Annotated in this window: 22 protein-coding genes and 1 riboswitch; of the genes, 14 read left to right on the top strand and 8 right to left on the bottom strand. The window is 41.9% G+C overall.

Annotation, left to right across the window (positions count from 1 at the left end; translation table 11 throughout):
• Nucleotides 1–142: 142 nt before the first annotated feature.
• Nucleotides 143–1,339 carry an MFS transporter gene (locus N780_RS03740; protein WP_036780223.1) on the bottom strand — a complete coding sequence of 399 codons (1,197 nt, stop codon included), beginning with the start codon at nucleotides 1,337–1,339 and terminating at the stop codon, nucleotides 143–145.
• A gap of 138 nt (nucleotides 1,340–1,477) precedes the next feature.
• Entirely contained in the window at nucleotides 1,478–2,554 is a 1,077-nt protein-coding gene (locus N780_RS03735; RefSeq protein ID WP_036780221.1) for an AI-2E family transporter, read from the bottom strand.
• Between the two features lie 645 nt (nucleotides 2,555–3,199).
• Between N780_RS03735 and N780_RS03725 the strand changes: the two genes are divergently transcribed.
• The 6 genes from N780_RS03725 (at nucleotide 3,200) to N780_RS03700 (ending at nucleotide 9,396) form a co-directional block, all read left to right on the top strand.
• Nucleotides 3,200–4,453 (top strand): EAL and HDOD domain-containing protein, encoded by a 1,254-nt coding sequence (locus tag N780_RS03725; protein ID WP_036780216.1) that lies wholly within the window; start codon nucleotides 3,200–3,202, stop codon nucleotides 4,451–4,453.
• A gap of 119 nt (nucleotides 4,454–4,572) precedes the next feature.
• On the top strand, nucleotides 4,573–5,322 hold the full coding sequence (locus N780_RS03720; protein WP_036780214.1) for a MurR/RpiR family transcriptional regulator: 750 nt from the start codon (nucleotides 4,573–4,575) through the stop codon (nucleotides 5,320–5,322).
• 12 nt (nucleotides 5,323–5,334) lie between these two features.
• Nucleotides 5,335–7,074 (top strand): phospho-sugar mutase, encoded by a 1,740-nt coding sequence (locus N780_RS03715; protein WP_036780212.1) that lies wholly within the window; start codon nucleotides 5,335–5,337, stop codon nucleotides 7,072–7,074.
• Between the two features lie 485 nt (nucleotides 7,075–7,559).
• Nucleotides 7,560–8,339, top strand: coding sequence for a TerC family protein (locus tag N780_RS03710; protein ID WP_036780210.1), 780 nt, complete (start codon nucleotides 7,560–7,562; stop codon nucleotides 8,337–8,339).
• A 224-nt stretch (nucleotides 8,340–8,563) separates the two neighbouring features.
• Nucleotides 8,564–8,758, top strand: a complete 195-nt coding sequence (locus N780_RS03705; RefSeq protein WP_036780208.1) for an SE1561 family protein — start codon at nucleotides 8,564–8,566, stop codon at nucleotides 8,756–8,758.
• Entirely contained in the window at nucleotides 8,758–9,396 is a 639-nt protein-coding gene (locus N780_RS03700) for a hypothetical protein (RefSeq protein WP_036780206.1), read from the top strand. The genes N780_RS03705 and N780_RS03700 overlap by 1 nt, the downstream gene beginning before the upstream one ends.
• A 58-nt stretch (nucleotides 9,397–9,454) precedes the next feature.
• Here the strand turns inward: N780_RS03700 and N780_RS03695 are convergent, their stop codons facing one another.
• The gene (locus N780_RS03695) at nucleotides 9,455–10,480 is read right to left on the bottom strand and encodes a cytochrome d ubiquinol oxidase subunit II (RefSeq protein WP_036780203.1); all 1,026 of its coding nucleotides are present in this window, start codon (nucleotides 10,478–10,480) and stop codon (nucleotides 9,455–9,457) included.
• Between the two features lie 3 nt (nucleotides 10,481–10,483).
• Nucleotides 10,484–11,815 (bottom strand): cytochrome ubiquinol oxidase subunit I, encoded by a 1,332-nt coding sequence (locus N780_RS03690; RefSeq protein ID WP_036780747.1) that lies wholly within the window; start codon nucleotides 11,813–11,815, stop codon nucleotides 10,484–10,486.
• A gap of 154 nt (nucleotides 11,816–11,969) precedes the next feature.
• Here N780_RS03690 and N780_RS03685 point away from each other — a divergent pair, with 154 nt between their 5' ends.
• On the top strand, nucleotides 11,970–12,272 hold the full coding sequence (locus tag N780_RS03685; protein WP_052114870.1) for an EthD family reductase: 303 nt from the start codon (nucleotides 11,970–11,972) through the stop codon (nucleotides 12,270–12,272).
• Between the two features lie 109 nt (nucleotides 12,273–12,381).
• Here N780_RS03685 and N780_RS03680 read toward each other — a convergent pair whose 3' ends face one another.
• On the bottom strand, nucleotides 12,382–13,305 hold the full coding sequence (locus N780_RS03680; RefSeq protein ID WP_036780200.1) for a hypothetical protein: 924 nt from the start codon (nucleotides 13,303–13,305) through the stop codon (nucleotides 12,382–12,384).
• A gap of 164 nt (nucleotides 13,306–13,469) precedes the next feature.
• On the opposite strand from N780_RS03680, the gene N780_RS03675 reads away from it, so the two are divergent.
• Nucleotides 13,470–14,669, top strand: a complete 1,200-nt coding sequence (locus tag N780_RS03675) for an MFS transporter (RefSeq protein WP_036780197.1) — start codon at nucleotides 13,470–13,472, stop codon at nucleotides 14,667–14,669.
• A 21-nt stretch (nucleotides 14,670–14,690) separates the two neighbouring features.
• Here N780_RS03675 and N780_RS03670 read toward each other — a convergent pair whose 3' ends face one another.
• Complete coding sequence (locus N780_RS03670) at nucleotides 14,691–16,160, bottom strand: phytoene desaturase family protein (RefSeq protein WP_232299485.1); 1,470 nt, start codon at nucleotides 16,158–16,160, stop codon at nucleotides 14,691–14,693.
• Between the two features lie 264 nt (nucleotides 16,161–16,424).
• Here N780_RS03670 and N780_RS03665 point away from each other — a divergent pair, with 264 nt between their 5' ends.
• The 6 genes from N780_RS03665 to N780_RS03640 all read left to right on the top strand — a co-directional run bounded on the left by N780_RS03665 (nucleotide 16,425) and on the right by N780_RS03640 (nucleotide 21,897).
• Nucleotides 16,425–16,871 (top strand): OsmC family protein, encoded by a 447-nt coding sequence (locus tag N780_RS03665; protein ID WP_036780193.1) that lies wholly within the window; start codon nucleotides 16,425–16,427, stop codon nucleotides 16,869–16,871.
• Nucleotides 16,872–17,042: 171 nt separating this feature from the next.
• A riboswitch (FMN riboswitch) is annotated at nucleotides 17,043–17,187 on the top strand.
• Between the two features lie 167 nt (nucleotides 17,188–17,354).
• Nucleotides 17,355–18,425 carry a bifunctional diaminohydroxyphosphoribosylaminopyrimidine deaminase/5-amino-6-(5-phosphoribosylamino)uracil reductase RibD gene (ribD, locus tag N780_RS03660; RefSeq protein WP_232299491.1) on the top strand — a complete coding sequence of 357 codons (1,071 nt, stop codon included), beginning with the start codon at nucleotides 17,355–17,357 and terminating at the stop codon, nucleotides 18,423–18,425.
• Between the two features lie 10 nt (nucleotides 18,426–18,435).
• Nucleotides 18,436–19,086, top strand: coding sequence for a riboflavin synthase (gene ribE / locus N780_RS03655; protein WP_036780191.1), 651 nt, complete (start codon nucleotides 18,436–18,438; stop codon nucleotides 19,084–19,086).
• A gap of 25 nt (nucleotides 19,087–19,111) precedes the next feature.
• The gene (locus N780_RS03650; protein WP_036780189.1) at nucleotides 19,112–20,305 is read left to right on the top strand and encodes a bifunctional 3,4-dihydroxy-2-butanone-4-phosphate synthase/GTP cyclohydrolase II; all 1,194 of its coding nucleotides are present in this window, start codon (nucleotides 19,112–19,114) and stop codon (nucleotides 20,303–20,305) included.
• 18 nt (nucleotides 20,306–20,323) lie between these two features.
• The gene (ribH, locus tag N780_RS03645) at nucleotides 20,324–20,794 is read left to right on the top strand and encodes a 6,7-dimethyl-8-ribityllumazine synthase (protein WP_036780188.1); all 471 of its coding nucleotides are present in this window, start codon (nucleotides 20,324–20,326) and stop codon (nucleotides 20,792–20,794) included.
• A 110-nt stretch (nucleotides 20,795–20,904) separates the two neighbouring features.
• Entirely contained in the window at nucleotides 20,905–21,897 is a 993-nt protein-coding gene (locus tag N780_RS03640; RefSeq protein ID WP_036780187.1) for a DUF4003 family protein, read from the top strand.
• 47 nt (nucleotides 21,898–21,944) lie between these two features.
• Here N780_RS03640 and N780_RS19405 read toward each other — a convergent pair whose 3' ends face one another.
• Nucleotides 21,945–22,046, bottom strand: a complete 102-nt coding sequence (locus N780_RS19405) for a YjcZ family sporulation protein (protein ID WP_084599317.1) — start codon at nucleotides 22,044–22,046, stop codon at nucleotides 21,945–21,947.
• A 90-nt stretch (nucleotides 22,047–22,136) separates the two neighbouring features.
• Complete coding sequence (locus N780_RS03635; RefSeq protein WP_036780186.1) at nucleotides 22,137–23,132, bottom strand: YeiH family protein; 996 nt, start codon at nucleotides 23,130–23,132, stop codon at nucleotides 22,137–22,139.
• Nucleotides 23,133–23,142 lie beyond the last annotated feature (10 nt).

Genomic DNA, 23,142 nt, shown 5'->3' with positions numbered 1-23,142 from the left:
AAAGTTTCGACAAATTTTTAAGAATCGTCACAACAATCTACAAAATCTGATGTTATCGTAACAACACCAAAGCAACCTGTCAATTTCTTAATTGTTAAAAAATTTAGAAATAAAAGATAAAAAGTAGCTGAAAGGAAAGTGTTTACGTTTGTTCACTTTCCCATTCCACATCTTTATTCTTCTGGTAATCTAAAAAGGTTAAAATCAATACAATGACAAAAGAAGCACTAGAGATTTTAAAAAGGGTGGCTGTTTCAACGTAATTTGAGATTGCTCCAAGAAGAAGGGCGCTTAAGCCGATTCCAAGGTCAATTGTTGAATAGTACATGCCATTTGCGATGCCGCTTCGCTCTTGTGTGGTTTTAGAAATAACCCAGGCTTGAAAGGCGGGCATCATAGAACCAAACCCAGCACCAAACAGGATTCCTGCTGCAATAATGTAATAGAAATTGTCTGCAAGGGCAATCGTCCACATGCCAGCGAAGGCCAGAACAGAACAAGCCATAATAAGTAGCCAAGGTCCTTTACGATCAAACCATTTACCAGTAATGGGACGCATAATTGTAGCTAAAGCCGCATTAAAAAGGTAAAACAAATAGATTTGTTCAATCCCTTGCTCCTGACCAAATATAACAATAAACGTAACAATAGATCCGTATCCAAAGGTATTAAAGAACGAGATCATGGCTGGGTACCAGCTTCGTTTCTCTATCATTGATCCCCAAAATGTAAAGGGTTCATCTTTAAGCGTTTTGTTTTTAATATTGTCTGGAGTTCTGAACTTCGTTAGTGAAAATAAAACAAACGCAATCGTCCCTAAACTAACAGAAGTATAGATAAGTACCGAGAATGAAAAATTTTGATAGAGATAAATACCAAGACTCGGGGCTATAATCATACCAATTGTGACACTCAGCCCGAAATACCCCATGCCTTCCCCAATACGTTTCTTAGGTACTAAATCAACAGCGGCTGTTCCGTTTGTCGTAGACGACCACCCCCAGGCTAAACCGTGAATAAACCGGAAGGCCAAGAAGATAAGTACTGCTGTAGTGAAGGAATAGAGTAACGTAATAACTAATAAGGAAACGGACCCTAAAAGAACGAGTCGTTTTCTTGATTGCGTCTGCAATAAATGTCCAATAAACGGTCTGCTAAGGATTGCTCCAATGGAGAAGAGTGTTGTCACAAGACCAACTTGAAACTTTGAACCGCCAAGCTCTTCCATATAAGGAGGTAAAGTCGGGATGAGCATTTGAAAGCTCATAAAAGTAAACCAATTGGCTAGAATTAAAAAGATAAACGATGAGTTCCATAACTTCTCAGGCTGATTCGTCATTTAACCCCTTCTTTCCTCGGTCAGTAGTATGTGTAAATATTTCTATTTTAACAAAGGCAAATGAAAAGAGCTCATAAAAAACCCTAACACCATTTTGAAGGTGTTAGGGTTTTTCAATAAGCTCATATTCGGTGGGTTTTAAATTTCTCTGCCATCAAAGGCCTCTTCATAAAAGTGACCAATAATCGTTTTAACAACAGCGTAAAACGGGATCACGAATAATAGGCCAAGGAATCCTGCTATGCTTCCGGCAGCTAATATGAGGGTGATAATCGTAAGCGGGTGAATACTCAGGGCTTTCCCCATAACATTTGGTGAGATTAAATTCCCTTCGATTTGCTGAGCTACAACCATAATAATAATCACATACCAAATCATGAATGGATCTTGGAAAAAGGCAGCTAATATTGCCGGTATGACCGCTAAATATGGACCTGCAAATGGAATGACGTTTGTAGCCATCCCGAATAACGCTAGTGATAATGAATAGTGGAGTCCAATGATGGTATACCCGATAAATAGCAATACACCCACGCAGAAACTCACCGTTAACTGTCCTTGAATGAAGGAGGAAAGGGTGTGATCAATTCGCTTAAACAAGCGAGTCAAACTGGCCGCCCGCTTATCCTTGAAGAATTTTGCCAGGAAAGGCTGAAGTTTCTCTCCATCTTTCAACATGTAAAAAAGGAAAAACGGAACAAGGATGAGTAAGAATAAGAATTGTACAAGGGATGTGACCATTCCTATTACAAAGGTTGTAAGAGCTCCGGTGATTTCCTGCGCTCTCGAGAATAGTTCATTTTGAGCATCTGTAATCGCTGCAGAGAACTGGTCTGGAATAATTTCCTGGTTACTTTGCCAATAGTTAATAATGCTTTCTACCTCACGAATCATGGCAGGTAAATTATCAACAAAGCGTGTAAATTGTTCTTGTGCAATTGGAGCGATAAACGTCACAATTAAATAGACAGTAATGACGAATAAAATAAACACGCAAAAAATCGCCAAGATTCTATGTACCCGGTACCTTTCTAGAAGGTGAACAATGGGTCTTGAAATATAATAAAGAACCCCTGCTGTAATAAGGGGGAAGGCGATTGCCCCTAAATATGTAAAGATGGGTTGGTATACATATTCAATGTGCTTTAAAATCCAAAAAAGCAAACAAACCAAAATGATTCCCACTAAGGTTTGAAACCACTTCTTATGGTACATTCGTGACCACTACTTTCTTATTTTGAGTCTTATCCTAATTATAGAATGTTCGATACAAAATGGAAATTCCCTTTTTTGCATTTACGTATTCGTATAAATCCTTTTGATACTGAATAGAGACGTTTCCGTCAGCTTAATGGAGCTTAAGGTGGGCCTGGAAATCACTCGCTTTCCGCGGGCGAGCTGACGAGCCTCCTCGGGAAAACCACCCTGCGGGGTCTCGTCTACCTCTCTCTCCCGCAGGAGTCTCGCAATTTCCAGGCCCACCTTTGCCAAATGTGCAAAGACGGAAACGAGCCATATATGGGATGTGAGGGTGGGGGGAGAACTTACAATAAGCGGTCCGTTCACCCAATTAACATTAGGGCTTGCTGTGGGACTGCGAGACTCCCGCGGGATAAGGAGCCTAGGCAAGACCCCGCAGAGAGCGATAGCGAACGAGGAGGCTTGCCAGCTCCCCGCAGGAAAGCGAGTTGTCCCACAGCAAGCCCTAGCCTTACATACGCTAACGGACCCATCCTTACCTGGTGTTATCTCAGTTTCAGCTCTTCTTGCTAAAATGAAAGCAATTCTTTTTATATGGTTCCTATTTTGTAAATTATGGGATATATTTGAGTGTATAGTATGGAAGAAGAGGGTGCTTCTGTGGAAGTATATGTAGCGCGACAGCCTATATTTAATAATGAATGTAATGTAATGGCTTATGAACTCTTATACAGAGGTTCTAAGCATGATCAAAGCTTTGCTGGGATTGATGGGGATCGGGCCACTGCTGAGGTTGTTATGAATAGTTTCTATAATATGGGGTTTAAACACATATCTGGTCAGAAGAAGTGTTTTGTGAATTTTACTGAGAATCTATTAAAAAGTGAACTCGCTTTTTGCTTTCCTCAGCATCAACTTGTCATTGAATTACTAGAAAACATTCCGCTGACAAAAGAACTTGTTAACACGTGCAGAATGTTGAAGAGTAAAGGGTATCAAATTGCTCTGGATGATTATGTTTTCCAAATGCATAATCCATACACAGAAGATTTACTCCGCTATGCAGATATAGTGAAAGTTGATATTCGTCAGTATTCTTCAGAAGAAATAAAGGCACTTAAAGAACAAGTAGCTCCCTATACGCTTGAACTTTTAGCGGAAAAGGTAGAGACATATGAAGAATTTATACAATGCAGATCATTAGGGTTTGAATACTATCAAGGATACTTTTTTAGCAAACCGGTCATTATGACGTCTTATGATACATCCTTCCAACCCTTTCAACATATTGAGTTAATGAAAGAACTAGCTCGTCCTCAACCAGATGTGACAAATGTGGCTAAAAAAATAGAGAATGATCTTTCTCTATCTTATAAATTATTGAAATTAATAAACTCGGTAGCGTACCGACGTATTGAGCCTATAAAATCAATAGTCCAAGCCATTATGCTACTGGGATTTGATGAGGTGAAAAAGTGGTCCTATGTACTAATGCTGAAGGAGATGGGGGCCAAAGCCGATTCTGCTCCTTATGAAATAATGAAGTTATGTTACATACGGGCAAGGTTATGTGAGAGGGTTTCCTTTTTAGTAGGAGAGGATCGTGAGTCTTCTAGTTTTTTCTTAACAGGGATGCTATCGTTTATTGATGTATTCTTGCAGCGACCGATGGAGGAAAGCATAGAGGATTTGCCCTTGCACAGTGACATTAAGGATGCTCTTACTGAAGGTACTAATCGTTATGGACATGCACTGCAATTATGTAAATCGATTGAGGTCGCGGACTGGGAAGGCATTGGTGATCTTTGTCTTTTACTCAGTGTAGACCAAGGGGACTTGTTTACGGAGTATCGTCAAGCTATTGAGTGGGCTCAGAATTTATTAGAGATCTATGAGCAGTATAGCCATACATAATGGTATAAGGAAACATCGATGTCTTAGCTTTTTTGTCGTGATCTGTCACCAAGATACCCGCCATTACTTATCTGAATTATGTTATAATTTAACACGAATGTCCGCAGAGGAGCCAGAATATGAAGACACCAGTTGATTTATTTACAGACAAAGTACATTTGCTTACACATGCTGAGCGTCACGTTCTAGCCTATATTGAATCCCACTTACCAAATGCAAAGCGTATGTCTTTGACAGAAATGGCGGAAGAAAACAATGTAAGTACGACTACGGTTGTAAGGATGTGCCACCATCTTGGTTTGAACGGATTTGCTGAGCTAAAGTATGTACTCAGAGATCATCATTCTTCTTCTGTTCGAAGAGCTGATAATATAGTAGACCAATATAAGTATGTTTTAGAACACGCGTTAGGTTCAATTGATGCTAAAGCAATTGAAGAAGTCACTGATGCTATGAAGAATGCTGTAAGAATTGTGGTCGTGGCCATTGGGTTAACAAAACCGCTTGGAGAGTACGTAAGTAAGAAACTTATGCAGATGAATAAGACAAGTACGTATTTGTACGAGCTACATATGATTCATCTTTTGCCAAGCTGGATTGAAGAAGATGATTTAGTGTTATGTATCTCTTCGAGTGGTGAAGTGGAGCTACTGCTTGATTTGATCGAACAGTTGAATGCTCGTCGGATCCATTCTGTGGCTATTACCAATGCAAATTCTAGCTCACTAGCACAGCTTACTTCCCAATCCCTGAATGCCAGGGTGCCTAAGACCTCATATGCAGGCTTTGACATAACGACAAGATCAACGTTAACACTCCTTTTAGATATGATATTTGAATCCTACATTCGTAAGACATTAAAACCATGAGGGGGAATCCATGTGACTTGGAAAACAACATTTGAACAGTGGAAGCAATATGAGGATTTAGAAACAGATCTCAAAACGAAGCTTGAGGAGCTAGAAGAAAATTCTTCAGAACTAGAAGATGCTTTCTATAAAACGCTTGAGTTTGGAACAGGTGGAATGCGAGGTCTGCTAGGTCCTGGTACGAACCGAATGAACACATATACCATCCGAAAAGCTGTAGAAGGACTTGCTTTATACATGCTTGACCATGTCGAGGGAGCTCGTGAAAAGGGAGTAGCGATCGCATATGATTCTCGCTATAAGTCAAAAGAATTTAGTATTGAAGCGGCTAGAGTTTTAGGAGCCCATGGTATTAAAGCGTATGTATATGAGTCGCTTCGTCCTACTCCTTATCTTTCTTTTGCTGTTCGTCACCTTCAAACAGCAGCGGGAATTATGATTACGGCTAGTCACAACCCACCAGAATATAATGGATTTAAAGTATATAATGATCAAGGGGCACAAATGCCTCCTAATGAAGCAAATAAATTAGTATCGTACGTCAATGACGTGGAGAGCGAATTGACTGTTCAGGTACGAGAGCAGGATGAGATCGAACAATCCGACTTGCTTACTTGGATTGGAGAAGATGTAGACAAAGCATACACGGAACGCTTGCTTGGAATTATTCGCAATCCACAAATGATAAAAGAACAATCGGATATTTCAATCGTCTTCACTCCTCTTCATGGAACAGCGTATCAACCTGTGTTAGATGGACTAGAGCAAGCTGGTTTTAAGAACGTACATGTTGTTGAAGAGCAAGCTAAACCAGACCCAGAATTCTCTACAGTCTCTTCTCCAAATCCTGAAGAACACCAAGCCTTTGCTAAAGCCATTGAACTAGGAAAAGAAAAAGGGGCAGACCTTCTGATTGCTACAGACCCAGATGCCGACCGTTTAGGAGTAGCCGTTCAGAATGAAGAAGGGGAGTATGTAGTGCTAACGGGTAATCAACTCGGGACATTAACGATTGACTACCTCCTTTCAGAGACGAAGCCTCTCCCTGAAGATGCTACGGTTATTAAGACGATTGTTACGACCGAAATGGGCCGTAAAGTTGCTGAGCATTATAATGCTCGTATGATCGAAACATTAACAGGCTTTAAATTTATTGCAGAACAAATTGAATCCTTTAACGAAAACGGAACCGGAACGTTCTTGTATGGTTTTGAAGAAAGTTATGGGTACTTAGTGGACGAGTATGTTCGCGATAAAGATGCGGTTCAAGCAGCGATTACAGCAAGTGAGTTAGCTGCACACTGGCGTGGGCAAGGTAAGACACTTTATGAAGCACTAACAGGGCTATATGAGCAGCACGGCTATTACTTAGAAGGCTTGCATTCTCTTACGTTAAAAGGGAAAGAGGGCACAGAGAAGATCCAGCAGATTATGGACCGTTTCCGTCAAGACCAACCCACTCAGTTCGGTTCATATCGTGTAATCGCTGTGGAAGATTATTCAGATCAAACCCGTACATTTTTAGACGGAAGCGAATCTGAAACGATTCAACTACCTCAGGAGAATGTAGTAAAATACGTTTTAGAAGAAGATGCATGGTGTTGTTTACGCCCATCTGGAACAGAACCGAAGATCAAGTGTTACTTCGGGGTGAAAACAGATGCTTACGAAACAAGCTTGGAACGGTTGGATGAATTAAAAGAAGCAATGGTTTCTAAAATGGAAGGTGTCATTGAAGGCTCAGTAAAATAATAGTTAAGACGCCTGTTTTCTTGTGTAGAAAACAGGCGTCTTTTTTTATGTCTGTTTTTAGGATACCTGCTTCTGAGTCGGGAAAACTGATATTTATAATGAACTCTTTTTTTTAAGGGGTAATGGATGCGTAGTACAAATAAGTAAGGTGTAAACGTTATGATTGGGCTTTTCTTTACACGACGAGTGAACCATCATAGCTGATTGTAAAGGTGTATGCTAACAAACAACAAGTGAAGACTATTATTTTATTGACAAATCTGCGAGGACAGATTATGATAAAGGTAATTAAATAGTCGTTTCCTTCCTAAAGGGGAGTAGCTGTACAATAAAGTCGTCATTGCGAGAGAGATCTCCGGCTTTATTGGCAACGTTCACGTTGTTAGCAAGACCTTTACACAATCCTGTGTAAAGGTCTTTTTTGATGGCCTTTACCACATGTGGTAAAGGCTATTTTTTATACTGTTAGATAAAGGAGAAAAGACATGGAACTTCAGTTGTTATTTGAGTATGGATGGGTGTTGCTTGTATTAGTACTATTAGAGGGCATTTTGGCAGCGGATAATGCTCTTGTGCTAGCAGTAATGGTAAAGCATTTACCTGAAGAGCAGCGAAAGAAGGCATTATTTTACGGGTTAGCAGGAGCATTTATTTTACGAACTGGGTCGTTATTTATTATTTCGTTTCTTATTGATGTATGGCAAGTTCAAGCGATTGGAGCAGCGTACTTAATCTTCATCTCGATCAATCATCTGTGGAAACAGAAGGTGAAGCGGAAGAAGTTAGATGAGGGCGCTGAGGAACCAGAAGGAAAGAAGAGTGGTTTTTGGATGACGGTTTTCAAAGTAGAGTTAGCAGATATGGCCTTCGCGGTCGATTCTATATTAGCAGCTGTTGCTCTTGCGGTTTCCTTACCTGAAACACCTCTTCCGGTTATCGGCAGTCTTGATGGTGGTAAGTTTCTTGTTGTCTTAGCAGGTGGAATAATCGGGATTATCATTATGCGATTTGCAGCGAACAAGTTTGTAGACTTACTGAAGCGTAAGCCGGGGTTAGAAACAGCTGCCTTCATCATTGTTGGTTGGGTTGGTGTAAAGCTTGTCGTGACCGTCCTAGCTCATCCATCCTTACACGTTCTTTCGCATGATTTTGCCCACTCTGTACTGTGGAAGTCCATATTCTATAGCGTGTTGGTTCTAATTGCAGTAGGTGGATGGTTCTTATCAAGTTCTGAAAAAGAGGGATCCTCAACTCAACATTCATAGGCGCTTTAAAAGAGAAGTTCGTTTTAGAACTTCTCTTTTCCTTTTGTAAGTTCGTCTCATGCGTAAACTATGCTTGCTTTATGGAATTAGTGGAACTATTCCACATTGTTCAAATATGTAATAAACTTTAAATGAATAAGATCAGGGATATTAGTTGGGGCTAAGCTTTAGTAAAAGGTTTACTCTGATCGCGATTAGAGAAAAGAATAGGGAGGAGGGATTCTATGGGCAAATCAGTACAAGATAAAGCATCACAGCTTCAATATTTAACAAACCGATTCCAAATATTGTCTCAAGTCGTTGAAGCGATAGACTCAACGGATGCAGAAGCCGAAGATTTGGATCGTCTTTTACAAATGATGAAAGATCTTGAAGGGAAAGTCGAACGGTTTAAGAAAGACTGGGAGGCTGAAGGCTAATGAGGCAACTAAAATCAATTATGTTAGCGATCTGGCTTCTTTTTATTGTTTATGCCTTTTTCTTAGCCCCTATAAAAGACGGGGGGATGAACTATCTCAAGCAAATCATTACAATGGACTCACCTGACCCGCTACTAGTAGCCGTATTTAGTCTGTTAGGAGTCTGGCCTATGGTGTTTGGGATTCTTCTACTCTCAAAAGACAAAGCAACCATACCAGCGTGGCCGTTTGTACTTGGTTCATTCGCTTTAGGAGCTTTTGCTCTATTTCCATATTTCATATTTCACTACGAGAAGCGAAATCGAACGAATCGAACATCACAAAGGCTTTATCACATTGTAACCAATCCGTCTTTTGCATTAACCCTTTTGATTATAACTATATTATTACTGCTATATGGACTAGTTTATGGAAACTTTACAGACTATCAACAAGCCTTTTGGGAATCGCGTTTTGTACATACAATGACCATTGATTTTATAATGCTGACGCTCCTTTCTCTACTCGGTATCTCCCATCATGCGTATTATCAAAATGATCACTCATTAAGAAGCTACTGGCCCTTAGGGTTTATTCCGTTGTTAGGACCGCTTTTCTATATTTTAATGGCTGGGAGAAGAAAAGTAGAAACAGAATAACCAATGTAAAAGCAGTACTAGTTCAGGTGTGGCCACCTGCACTAGTACTGCTTTTTAGCTAATCTTGCTTTAAATATCGTTTATCTTTCAGGAACAACTTCCAGTGGAGAATGAAAGCAGGAACCAGAATGCAAAGGCCGATGATATAGGCGATCAGTAGCTGATTAAACATCGTTGGATTTGTGAATCCTTCCTCAATGGTTAGGTGTGGATATACCATATAAGGCAAGTGGGCAGATCCATATGCATAAATAGCAAACCCATATTGAAGCACCACGAATACGACAGCTAAGCGTGAATATCCAAGTTGCCCATTTGGTCGCCTCACAAACAGTAACACGTACCCGATTAAAAATAGTGTAACAGACATGCCGAAGCCATAAAGGTTATCGCGGAAATTCTCAACGATCCAGGATGCTTCTGGTGGCATGGTGAAGATGGTTAAAACAGCAATGATTAATGACAAAGGACCAAGCCAAATGGCGTGCCGTCTGTACGTTTGATAGGCCGAGGCATCTCCTGCCTCACTTGCGTAATCGGCAAGAAATAACGCTGACAGAAACAAGGCTGTACTGAGTCCAAAGGCAATATGCATATATACCGTTACGCTTGATAAGAGCTTTCCGTATAAGAGCTGAGGATACCCTTCTTCAAAAGCAATAAATCCTCCGAGTGTAATCGGCAAGATACTTACAAGTAAAGAAGGAAGTAACACTCCTGTGACTCCAGATGTAATACGTAAAAGGTCTTTAAATCGCTCTGTTTTTCCTTCGAAGACCATAAACGTCGTACGAATGGTCAGTAAAATAAGTCCCAAACCAACTGGAAGCAAAAGAACAGTTGCTAACATTCCGGCTGCAAAGGGGAAGAAAGCAACCAGAGTAACAACAAATAAGACGAGAAATACATTGGTTACTTCCCATGTCGGGGATAGGAAGCGGTTGGCGATTTTAGAAGCCGTGGAATCTTTCTTCTTTCCATAAACCATCCCCCAAAAACCAGCTCCAAAGTCCATGGATCCCGTTATGGAGTAAAGGAAAAGAATGCTCCAAAGAATGGCGACTGCAAGTAAGGATTCTTCCATTTCTTATACCCCTTTCTCGACAAGTTCTGTTTCAACAGGATGACGCTTAAAATAGGAGACCATTACAGCTACAGTAACGACAAGGAGAATCGCATATAAGATTACGAATAAAGCGAAAAGGATTCCGACATTGTTAGCTTGTGTGGCTGCGTCACTAGTCTTTAAGACGTTGACAATCGTGTATGGCTGTCTGCCAATACAGCTGAAACACCACCCAGCCTCAATGCCAATAATCGCTAGTGGTCCTCCGCCTACAAATAGCGCAAGCATCCATCCAGGGAGCTCTTTTTTTAAAATCCATCTCCAGAAGATTGCCAGGAAGGATAGGCCGATTAGCATGGTACCAATCCCGACCATGACGTTAAATAACGTATGGACGAATAGAGGGGGCCACAGTTCTTCAGGATACTCATTAAGTCCTTTCACTTCGGTGTCGAATCGATCTCCGGCGAGGAAGCTTAAGGCGTAAGGAATCTCGATCGCATACTTTACTTCCTGATCTTCACGCGACGTCCAGCCTCCAACAGAGAGGGGGGCGTGTGTTGTAGTTTCAAATAACCCCTCAGCCGCCGCTAATTTTCTAGGGTTGTATTCATGAAGCATTTGGGCTGTTTCATGTCCATTAATTGCAGTAGAAAGGGACATGATTGCGCCGATATAAATCGCAAGTGTAATGCTTTTCTTATGATAATGGCGTTCCTGGTCTGAAATGTTGCTCTTTAAAAGACGAGCTGCAGCAATAGATCCAACCAAGAAGGCAACCGTCATATAAGCAGAAACCGTGACGTGGATAGCGGTCACGACAAAGCTTGGGTTGAAAAAGGCTCTCCAAGGATCAACGTTGATCACTTCTCCATTGGCATTCATTTCAAATCCAGTTGGTGTGTTCATCCACGCGTGCGCATCTGTAATTAAAATAGCTGACGCAGCAGCGCCAATCGCAACGGAAGTAATACTAATTAAACGTAGCCATGTTGGCAGACGATCCGCTGCATAAAGGTAAATAGACATAAACACAGCTTCAATTAAGAAGGCAAAGATTTCAATTTGGAAAGGCAGAGCAATAACCTGGCCAACAATTTGCATAAAACCAGGGAATAATAGCGAAATTAAAACCCCGACAATCGTACCTGATGCAATGGAAACGGCTAAGAGGATGGCAAAGCCCTTCGTCCATCGTTTCGACATAATTTTGTAGTCTTCATCTTTGGTTATAACATACATGATTTCAGCCACAATGATCATCAGGGGAACGCCAACCCCGATGGTGGCATAAATAATGTGAAAGCCCATCGACGTGCCAAATAAAGCACGTGCAAGCATAACTGTATCCACCACTACTCACCTCTTCATTCGTTTCATATCTGTTTTAGTTATGCCGTGCCCTATTGGAAATTATGCATGGATTTGGGGATGGTCCCAATATAGTTTCCGGGTCGTTTGTGGGTTAGGTTAATTGGGAATGTAAGATGGCAGGAGGGATAAAACGATGGCAAAAATTTTGGTCATGTACCCACAACCAACGGATAAACAGAAATTTAAAGATCAACACGAAGAAGTCCACCTGCCTTTAGTTAATTCTGTAGAGGGTGTAAAGGATATCGTTATTCATTCTGTTAGCCAAACCGTTAACGTAAAGGAAGATGTTTATTTAGTCGTAGAGATTGAATTTGATAATCAGGAAATATTGCAACAAGCACTCTCTTCCGAACAGTGGCAAAAGGTTCAAGCGGATGTAGACAATCTTATGGAATACCTTACGGAAGCCCCAAGCATGATTATTACACAATAAAACAAAACCCGGTCTCGCCACGAAGGCGAAACCGGGTTTTGTCACTTCTTTTCAAAAAACTAGTGTTGATTTGGGGCTGTTATCTTCAAGAGAATCATAAACGGAAACCTTATTCGTTTGAAAGTCGTTCAAAACGTTTCAGAGCACTAAGGGTGCCTTCTGTAAGAATACAGCTCCAGTCTTGTTTAGCTTTCTCCCATGCCTCAGGATAGTCATTCCACTCCCATGTTGGAGTGAGCTTCCCATGTTCTTCGATCTTTTCTACAAAGAAATCTAAATTGTCTTCAATTTTAAATTCAGGAATCCCAAAGCTAGGCGAATCCGGTGATGGAATGAATTTAAGTGGGAAAGGTACATATTTTTCCCAATTCTCCCTATCTAACTTAACAAGAGATTGTACGGCTTTTGTTAATTGTCGTTCTACTTTCTCTGTACGCTGCGACGGAATCATGGCGAATAGTCTTAAGTAACAGTAGATCTCGTGCTCTGATTTAAACGATTCTAATTGTAGGAAATGTTGCATGGCCTGGTCGATGAGTTTTGGAATATGTAAGGCCGTTACGTACTCTTCGAATAAATATAAGTACCCAATCAATTCCGCGCTCGGGTTCCCCCAATTTTCATCAATCCAAGACATACCGTTTTCGTGAACAGTCCACCAAAAAGCATGAGGATAGTCGTTACTCTTCATCGGTACGGCTAGCCATCCCTGTCTTTCTTCTAGGAACGAATATTCTAAATATCTGATTGCTTCACGGATCATCGTGTCTGCTTTAGGTTCATCTGCAAATCGAACTAAGTGTTGCAGGGCAACAGAAGTGGCGATAGGAGATGAATCCTTAAGCTGGATATCTGGTTCAAGTCCTTGCCCAAAGCCTCCGTCCACATTTTGATAGGCGTGCAAAGCGTTTAAGACCTCATCCGCTGTTCCGTTTTCAAATTCGTATGCGAAAAGCGCCTGCTCAAGAGGTCGCCCCTTCATCAAGATCCAGTTACGAGCTCTTTTAAATGCATCGTGTGATAATTGTTTCAAGCAAATCCTCTCCTTTTTCTCCATTGTATCATCTCTTTGTCTGTTCGCCTTGTGAATAGCGTTATATCGAAGTATGAACTTCCAATAAATGATGGGTATTGAACCTAATGTCTATTACACAAATTAGCTGTAAGAACAATTTCTTAATAGTAGGAGTAATGTGTATGAAGGACAAACGGTGGGACTTACTGGCTCTGGCATCGATTCCACTTATGATGACCCTTGGAAATTCCATGTTAATTCCTGTTCTGCCTCTCATGGAACGAGAGATGAATATTACTTCGTTTCAGTCTAGCTTAGTAATCACGATTTATTCAGTTATTGCAATTCCGCTCATTCCTGTGTTCGGATATTTTTCTGATAAATGGGGGAGGAAAAAAGTTATTATTCCGAGTCTTATCACCGTAGCGATAGGAGGGGGGATTGCAACATTTGCGGCATGGTCGTTACCAAATCCGTATTGGCTGATCTTAGTAGGCAGGTTTATACAAGGTATTGGAGCATCTGGTGCGTTTCCTGTCGTCATCCCGACAGTTGGAGACATGTTCAAGGACCAAAAAGAAATAAGTAAAGGACTCGGGATCATTGAAACGGCAAACACATTTGGAAAAGTGCTTAGCCCTGTGTTGGGAGCTTTTTTAGCTGTTGTTGTGTGGTACCTTCCATTTTTGTTTATACCCATTCTGTCTTTGGTCTCCATACTATTGGTGATCTTCCTTGTTAAGGTGCCAAAAGAAGAGGAAAAAGAAGTGGAGTTAACACTGCGTAAGTTTATAAAGAATACGAAAGATTTAATTATGGAAAATATGCACTGGATCTTTTCCGTTTTTGTAACGGGCGGCGTGCTCATGTTTATATTATTTGGTTTTTTGTTTCATTTCTCTAATGTATTGGAAGATGATTTTAAGAAGCTGGGTTATGCAAAAGGTTTATACTTAGCCGTTCCTCTCCTATTCCTCTGCATCGCATCCTACACGTCAGGATGTAAAATTGGGGAAAATAAAGTCATGATGAAGTGGTTGATTGTAGCGGGTAATAGCATCGCTGCACTAAGTTTCTTATTCATCAACGACAACACAGGATTAGCTCTGTTTTTAGTTATTTTATCAGTGGCGGGGGCGGGGATCGGAACTGCTTTACCTTGTATGGATGCTTATATTACAGAAGGTGTCCCTAAGGAGGAAAGAGGAACGATTACCTCAATCTATAGTAGCATTCGCTTTGTTGGTGTAGCTGCTGGTCCTCCTGTAATTGCTGTTATGATGAAAGAAATGCCAGGATTTATTTATTATAGTTTTTCAGTTCTATGTATTCTCCTAGTTCTCGTGAACTGGTTATCCTTAGATACAAGAAAAGAGGGCTAACACTTGTTTTTCCTACAAGTGTTAGCCTTTTTGAATTTCTTCAGCTACCATCCACCCAGACAGTGAGGTTCCAAGCGTGCCTGCCCCTGGGAAAACAGTATCCCCGCAGGCATAAACACCATCAAGGCCCGTATAAACAGATTGATGATGCAACCAACTGAACCTTCCATTTGGGATGTATCCCCCCACACGACCTTTATCTCGTTTAACAAACCGTTCGAATGTAACCGGTGTCCCTGGCATTAAGACATCAATGGTTGATCTAAAGTCGGGGAAATGTTTTTCAATGCCATTTAGTATTCGTTCGGTATACTTATCTTTTAAATCTTCATAGTCATCCCGCTTCCACCACTGCGCGACCTCTGTGTGAGTAGAGATCGTGATTGCTCTTTTATTAGGAGGAGCCATTTGGGTGTCACCCTTACCAGACAAGGAGAGAAGAAACTGGTTTCCTTCTGAAAGTGGTTTCGCTTTATCTTGAATGATTTGGTGATATAACACGTCCTCTGAAAAGGCGTCTTCTACTCCTATATAAAGCATAAACGCTCCCCAGGAAGAGGTGAGGTTGTCTTTTTGGATTGCGGATTGCTTATGAACTTCTTGGTCGAACAGTTGGTGAAAGTTATGAAGAGAGTTATTCAGTACGACTTTAGAGGCTTCGTATTGGCGTTCTCTGCGGCTTTTGACAACCCAGCGTCCATCTTTTGGAGTAATATGGAGGGCTGGTCTTCTGAGTACAACCTCTCCGCCATTCGCCTTGATGGATTCCGCCAACTTCTCAGCTATAGTGGCAAGTCCTCCTTTTACTGAAAAAGCACCTTTATGAAACGTTTGTAGGGCTGCATATCCAAGAAAGGCAGGACACTGGTCCGCAGTCGTTTGAACACTGTCCATCAACTGTCCATTCAAGAAGGACATAAATGCCTCATCTTGATGAAGGTTATATGATTTAAGCCGATCCATTACCGTTTGAGTCATGTATGGAGTGAGTGCGATTGAATTAGGGTTCACGTATTTAAGAAGCTTTGGCCAGTCTTTCCAACGGTTTGGTGGGAATACCGGCAGATCTAAGAGGAGCTGGTCAATGCGAGAGCCGATTCTAAAGACTTCTTCATAAAAACGTTTCACTTGTTGGCTGTTAGTAGGGAATACTCGATCGACCTCTTGATACCATTGGTCTGTTTTCTGATAGTAATGAATCGTATCATCTGGTGTATAAATGTTCATGATCGTTTCAAGGGAGGTCATAGGAGGTAACTCCATTTCAAGCTCTTCAAACAGCCGTTTTAGTACACCACCTTCTTCAAACCCCATCCCAACAGTAGCACCAGCCCCGAAGCGGTACCCATGGCGATCGAATTTGCCAGCACAACCTCCAAGCTCACTAGAGGCTTCAAGCACAGCAACCGAATATCCCTTTTTAGCAAGCCTTGCAGCTGACGTTAATCCTCCAAACCCTGCGCCAACAACAATCACATCATACCGCTCCATATCCATACACCCTCTCACGAAACTTTACACCCATTATACAGCACCCCCCTCACACTGTCTTACATTAGTAGGCTAAAGCGTGCCAGACACGCGTTACTGCTTTAGAGACATGCAGGGTGTCTGGCACGCCTCAATGCTTTAGAGGACTGCAGGGTGTCTGGCACCCTGCAGTGCATTACTGTGGTGAAGCGGGTGGCTTTGTTTTGAGAGTGAGGTGTGGTACGTTGGAGATAGATAGGTTTTACTCTTAAAGGAGGCAACACCATGCCAAAGCATTCTTTTCAACTCACAGCAGAATGGCCCGGTGGGCGCAATACTGTTGGTCAAATAGAGACAGATCGATTGAAAACCGAAATTTCAATTCCGCCAGAGATGGATGGACCAGGAGTGGGGACGAATCCTGATGAAATGCTTCTTGGAGCGGCGGCAACGTGTTATATCATCACACTTGGCGCGATGATTGAACGCGCTGAACTCCCACTTCATGAGATGAGCATGACTTCAGAAGGAATTGTGGATGTAACGAAAGGGGTCATTTCGTACGAAGAAATCATTCACCGCCCAGTAGTTTCTCTAAAAGAAGGGGCCACAGAGGCTCAGTTTGAGAAGCTAAAGAAGCTAGTCGAAAAGGCTGAAGCAAGCTGCATGATCTCAAGAGCGGTACAGGGCAATGTGAAGATTTCGCTTGAACCAACTCTCTCGATTCAATAACTTTAGCATAGTGAAGCGTGCCAGGCACCCTGTAAGACTTTACAGTATGAAAGCGTGTCTGGCACGCCTTGGTACGTTAGTGTGATAAAGCGCACGGAGGAGTGTTTTTTCGTTGCGTGAGATTGTAAAATAAATTATAGTGTAAGTGTACAATGGATTTTGACAATCGAATAGTTCCTTCGGGGTCGGGTGCAAATCCCAACCGGCGGTGATCAAGATTCGTCTTGCTAGCCCGCGACCCGCAGAGCATGCTCTTGCGGTTGATTTGGTGAGAAACCAGAGCCGACGGTAAAAGTCCGGATGGGAGAAGGAATAAGAGTAGACTTTACTGGTGCAAAGTAAAAACCAGCAGTAGTCAGAAAATTCTGGACGTATGTCCGTTTTTTAACACTCAATTTAGACCCTGGGGTAAGTGTATCTTCCTCAGGGTTTTTTATATGGAATGAGACAGGAGGTGGCAATGTGAACCAGGATAAGATGTATATGAGAACAGCCATTGAAATGGCTCAGGCTACCCAGGGCCAGACTTCACCAAATCCAGCCGTTGGAGCTGTTGTGGTTAAGAATGGAGAAGTGATCGGTATGGGTGCTCACCTAAAAGCAGGGCATGCGCACGCTGAAGTCCATGCATTGAACATGGCAGGAAGTGATGCTGAGGGAGCGACCATTTATGTCACGCTCGAGCCTTGCAGTCACCACGGCAAAACGCCACCCTGTGCAGACCGTATTGTGGAAGCAGGGGTTAAACGAGCTGTCATTGCTACTCTTGATCCGAATCCTCAGGTAGCCGGACGGGGTGTAGAGAAGCTGAAGAAAGCAGGCATTGAGGTCATCATCAATGTATTAAAAGAACAAGCAGATGATCTGAATGAAGTCTTTTACCACTATATTTCAACAAAAACACCTTACGTGACTCTTAAAAATGCAATGTCACTAGACGGGAAGATTGCAACGGTTACGGGTGAAAGCCAGTGGATAACTGGTGAAGAGGCAAGGGCTGATGTTCATCAGGATCGTCATAAACACGATGCCATTTTAGTCGGTGTGAACACGGTCATTCAAGACCAGCCGCGGCTAACGACGCGTTTACCTGATGGAGGAAAAAATCCTATTCGCATTGTACTGGATACGCATTTGCGCACTCCTGTTGAAACACCCCTCATTCAAAACCCCGATGCCCCAACTTGGTTAGTAGCAGGGAATAAAGTTACGAAAGAACAAATCGAAAAATATAAAGCATTTCCACATGTGGAAGTCCTCACTGTAGCTAATTCACATGTAAACGTAGAAGAGGCTCTCCATCTGCTTGGAGAAAAGGGGATTACCTCCATTTATGTAGAAGGAGGAGCGACAGTGAATGATGCATTCTTGAGAGCAGGTTCTGTACAGCAGGTCATTACTTATATCGCTCCTAAAATGATCGGAGGTCAAGATGCCCCGACGCCTGTTGGTGGTCAAGGAATCCATGCCCTCAAAGAAGCTCTAAACCTTCAAATGAAAGAAGTTGTTCATCTTGGCAACGACTTGAAAATCGTATCTAAACCTAACTGTTAGAGGTGAAACGATGTTTACTGGAATTATAGAAGAAATGGGTTCTGTAAAAGGAATCAAACAAGGACAAGAAGCAATGGAAATCACGGTAACGGCTCAAACCGTTTTAGAAGATGTCCATCTCGGGGATAGCATATCCGTTAACGGCGTATGCTTAACGGTAACAGAGTTTACTTCCCAAGAAGCGCGGTTTGATGTAATGCCTGAGACATTTCATGCAACAAATTTACGTGAAATCAAAACAGGAAGCAAGGTAAACCTGGAACGCTCAATGAAAGCAGATGGACGTTTTGGCGGTCATATGGTTTCAGGGCACGTAGATGGTGTAGGAACAATTACGAGTAAGAAACAAGACTCCAATGCTATTTATTATACGATTGAGCTTCCGGAAGATTTAATGGACTATTTTGTTTATAAAGGCTCAGTTGCCGTAGATGGCACAAGTTTAACGGTATTTGGTGTAGAAGGGCAGACCATTACCATCTCCCTTATTCCTCACACAGTAGAGCACACCGTTCTTGGTGATAAAGGCGAAGGGGACCGTGTAAATATTGAGATTGATATGCTTGGCAAATACGTTGTTAATTTCTTATCCAAGCAACAGCAACAAGCGAAATCCTCGTCGATTACAGAAGGGTTTCTAGCAGAAAACGGATTTAAATAATCCATAAAAAATGGAGTGAACGAATATGTTCGATTCAATACAAGATGCGCTAAACGATTTGAAACAAGGAAAAGTCGTCATTGTTTGTGACGACGAAGATCGTGAGAACGAAGGCGATCTGATTGCGCTCGCTGAACATGCAACACCTGAAGTGATCAACTTTATGATCACATATGGGAAAGGGCTTGTGTGTACTCCTGTAACAGAAGAACTAGCTGAGCGTTTAGAGCTTTTCCCAATGGTTGAACGAAACACCGATCCACATGGAACAGCTTTTACAGTAAGCATTGACCATAAAACAACTTCAACCGGGATCTCAGCCGCAGAGCGTTCTGTTACGGTTCAACAGCTTTTAAACAAAGAAGCAAAGTCTCAAGATTTCAAGCGTCCAGGTCACGTCTTCCCTCTTCTTGCTAAAGAAGGTGGTGTTCTTCGCCGAGCGGGTCATACAGAAGCGGCGGTAGATTTGGCTAAATTGGCAGGGGGCCAGCCCGCTGGTGTGATTTGTGAAATTATTAAAGACGACGGCGAAATGGCGCGAGTACCAGATCTCCGTCAGATGGCCGATGAGCATAACTTAAAGATGGTTACGATTCAAGACCTTATTCAATATCGAAATCGTGAAGATAAGCTCGTCCAACGAGAAGTTGAAATTAACCTCCCAACGGAATACGGTGAGTTTAGAGCTGTTGGATATTCGAATGAGATTGACGGAAAAGAACACGTCGCTCTTGTAAAAGGCGATATTAAGCCAGGTGAACCTACTCTTGTTCGTGTGCATTCAGAGTGCCTCACTGGAGATGTATTTGGTTCTTACCGATGTGACTGTGGTCCACAGTTACATGCTGCTTTAAAGCAAATTGATGAAGCTGGCCAAGGTGTATTGCTATACATGCGTCAGGAAGGCCGAGGGATTGGACTCCTCAATAAAATGCATGCTTATAAGCTACAAGAGCAAGGCCTAGATACGGTTGAGGCAAATGAAAAATTAGGATTTGCTGCTGACCTTCGTGATTACGGAATTGGAGCACAAATCTTAAAAGATCTTGGCATTACCAAATTAAATCTACTCACGAACAACCCTAAGAAAATCACAGGGTTAAAAGGTTATGGTTTAGAAGTCGTTGACCGCGTTCCCATTCAAATGGATCAACGCCTAGAAAATGAGCGCTATTTAAGCACAAAGCAATCTAAATTGGGTCACTTATTTCACTATTAATTCGAGGAGGAATCGTACATGGGACAAACATTTGAAGGACATTTAGTAGGGACGGGATTAAAAGTTGGGATTGTTGTTGGTCGATTCAACGACTTTATCACAAGTAAACTAAACGAAGGGGCTCAAGATGCCCTGAAGCGTCATGGTGTGGCAGAGAGTGACGTGGATGTAGCGTATGTGCCAGGAGCTTACGAGATTCCAATGATCGCAAAGCGCATGGCTGATACGGGCAAATATGACGCTGTAATTACGCTTGGTGCTGTTATTCGTGGTTCCACTCCTCACTTCGATTATGTGTGCGGAGAAGCCGCTAAAGGTGTTTCCCAGGCCTCTATGCAAACAGGAGTACCGGTAATTTTTGGTGTTATTACAACAGAAAACATCGAGCAAGCCATTGAACGTGCAGGTACTAAGGCAGGTAACAAAGGATGGGAAGCTGCAACCGCAGCCATTGAAATGGCAACATTAAATAAGGCTTTTGAACAATAAGTCGAATGGAAAAAGGGGGCCAATAGGCCTCCTTTTTATATTTATTGAAACAAAATTCAGAATACGCTCGTACATTATAGTAGTAACCGAACGATAAGGAGCGTGTTTGAATGGAACAGCAACGTTTAGAGCGCAAAATGGAAAGATACATAGAGATCGTAAGCCAGTTGAAGAGCAAGCTAAAGTGGTCTGTTTCGAACAATCAAACCTATATGATGATTGCTTCCATGTACATCGTGAATGAGAAAGAGTTTGATATGGACCGGTTTTTAGATATTAGTGAGTATATTAAAGATGAAGTGGGGTTGTTTTCGACTTTAAAATCACAAACTCGATTTACAACAGCCGCGATGCTTGATATTCATTTTGATACGCCTAAAGAAATGTTTCATAAATATTTAGAAGTGTATGAGGCTTTCGTTGATCAGAGATTCCAACGTGGGGTATTCACATATATTGCAGCTATGGTTCATTTTTTAAAGCATAAAGAACTTAATCTTCCGCTCGTTCAGCGTGCAAGGTCGATCTATAAGGGAATGCGCGTCGAACATCCATTTCTTACAACGAACATGGATTACCCGCTTTCTGTTCTGTTAGGAGAGGTAGATAAAGAAGAAGACGCCTTAATTAATTATGTGGAGGCCTTTTATGCTCATTTAAATGAGAATGGGTTTACGAAAGGGAATCAACTGCAATTTCTAAGTCATATCCTTGCCCTCCCTTCAGAGGAGTCAGAAAAGGTTCTGGTGGAGCGTGTACAAAAGGTCAAATCAACCTTTGTAGATTTTCGCTTGAAAGGAAAGCAAGCGTATTATCCGGAAATGGGTATGCTTTCTTTAATAGAAAATGGGGCAACGCATGTAAGCACTGTAAAGCAGCTTTCTAGTAAGCTTGATAAAGAGAAATTATTTAAATGGTATCCGGATATGAACGTAAAAATCACGACGAATATAGTTGTTAGTGAAATTACAGAAGATACAAATGTATCGGAGACGAATTTATATACAGCGATAGAAGCAATTGTGCAAGCTCAGCAGGCGGCTATGGTTGCTGTTTTGGCAAGTAGTTCAGCTGTAGTAGCTGGCGGTGGAGATGGATCATAAGGAAAGCGGACGCCCCTTTTGGTAAGGAGCGCCCGCTTTTTTCATTATTAGTATCCGTATCCGCCACTAAATGCGCCGGCACCGATGATGATAAGAAGAATAAATAACACAACGACTAAGGCGAATCCTCCGCCATAATTATGAGACATGTGTTCCACCTCTTTAATTTGAATTATAGTACTCTTTCATACCATATGCGTTTTCATCAAAAGAGGAAGGGCGAATGTCCCGGTTTCATTTTATAATGTTAAATAAGTCATGAAGGATAAGAGTACTGACGTAATGAGCATAGCCACCAGGGGTCGCATCGCCTTTGATTTAATACTAGCTATACTAACATTTAGTCCTAAGCCACTCATCGCCATTGCTAATAAGAATGTAGTGATGTTTGACACACCCGTCAAGAAAGAGTCGGAAGTTGGAATAACTTCTCCCAACACGTACGTTCCAACTACACTCATAATGATAAAACCAATTAGGAACCAAGGGAAGTTGACCTGTGCCTGAGTATCATCATGGTGCTTACGACGCATCCAAAATACAAGGATGAAAGAAAGAGGAATCAGGAGTAGAACCCGCCCCAACTTAGCTAGCAAGGCCATACCAAGTGAATCTTCACCAGCTGGTTCAGCAGCCAGAGCCACGTGTGCAATTTCATGTAAACTTAAGCCTGACCAAATACCGTATTGTTCAGGTGTAATTGGAAGAAAAGGCCCGACAATCGTGTAGGCAATACCAAATACTGTTCCTACAAGAGCAATAATTCCAACGCTCAAAGCGGTATCTTCTTCCTTTGATTTTAAAATGGGGGATACTGCCGCAATCGCTGCAGCTCCACACACCCCGGTACCCACTGCAAGTAACATAGAAATCATCCAGTTTGCTTTAAGCCATCTTGATAAAACCATCGTTACGACAATGGCTACAATAATCGTGCCAGCTCCTTTGGCTAGTAAGCCTAGACCTTCATTTAACACAACATCTATGTTGAGCTTTAGGCCAAATAATATAATGGCAACCCGAAGCAATTTCTTCGTTGAGAATTGTAGACCAGGCTGAAGGGCAGTTGGATAACCAAATGCTTGGCGAAACACAATGGCTAATAGAATGGATGTGGCTAAAGCTCCTATATACTGAAACCCAGGAAGCTCTGCAAGAAGAATGCCCATAGCAGCTAATATAAAAGTAAATCCGATCCCACCGAAGAAAGGATATCGGGATAAGAATGTATACATAACGTGCACC

Origin of the sequence: Pontibacillus chungwhensis BH030062 (assembly GCF_000770675.1) — a bacterium.
Taxonomy (GTDB): domain Bacteria; phylum Bacillota; class Bacilli; order Bacillales; family BH030062; genus Pontibacillus; species Pontibacillus chungwhensis.
Note: the sequence above shows the minus strand (reverse complement) of the source record. Positions and strands in the feature narration are given on the sequence as shown.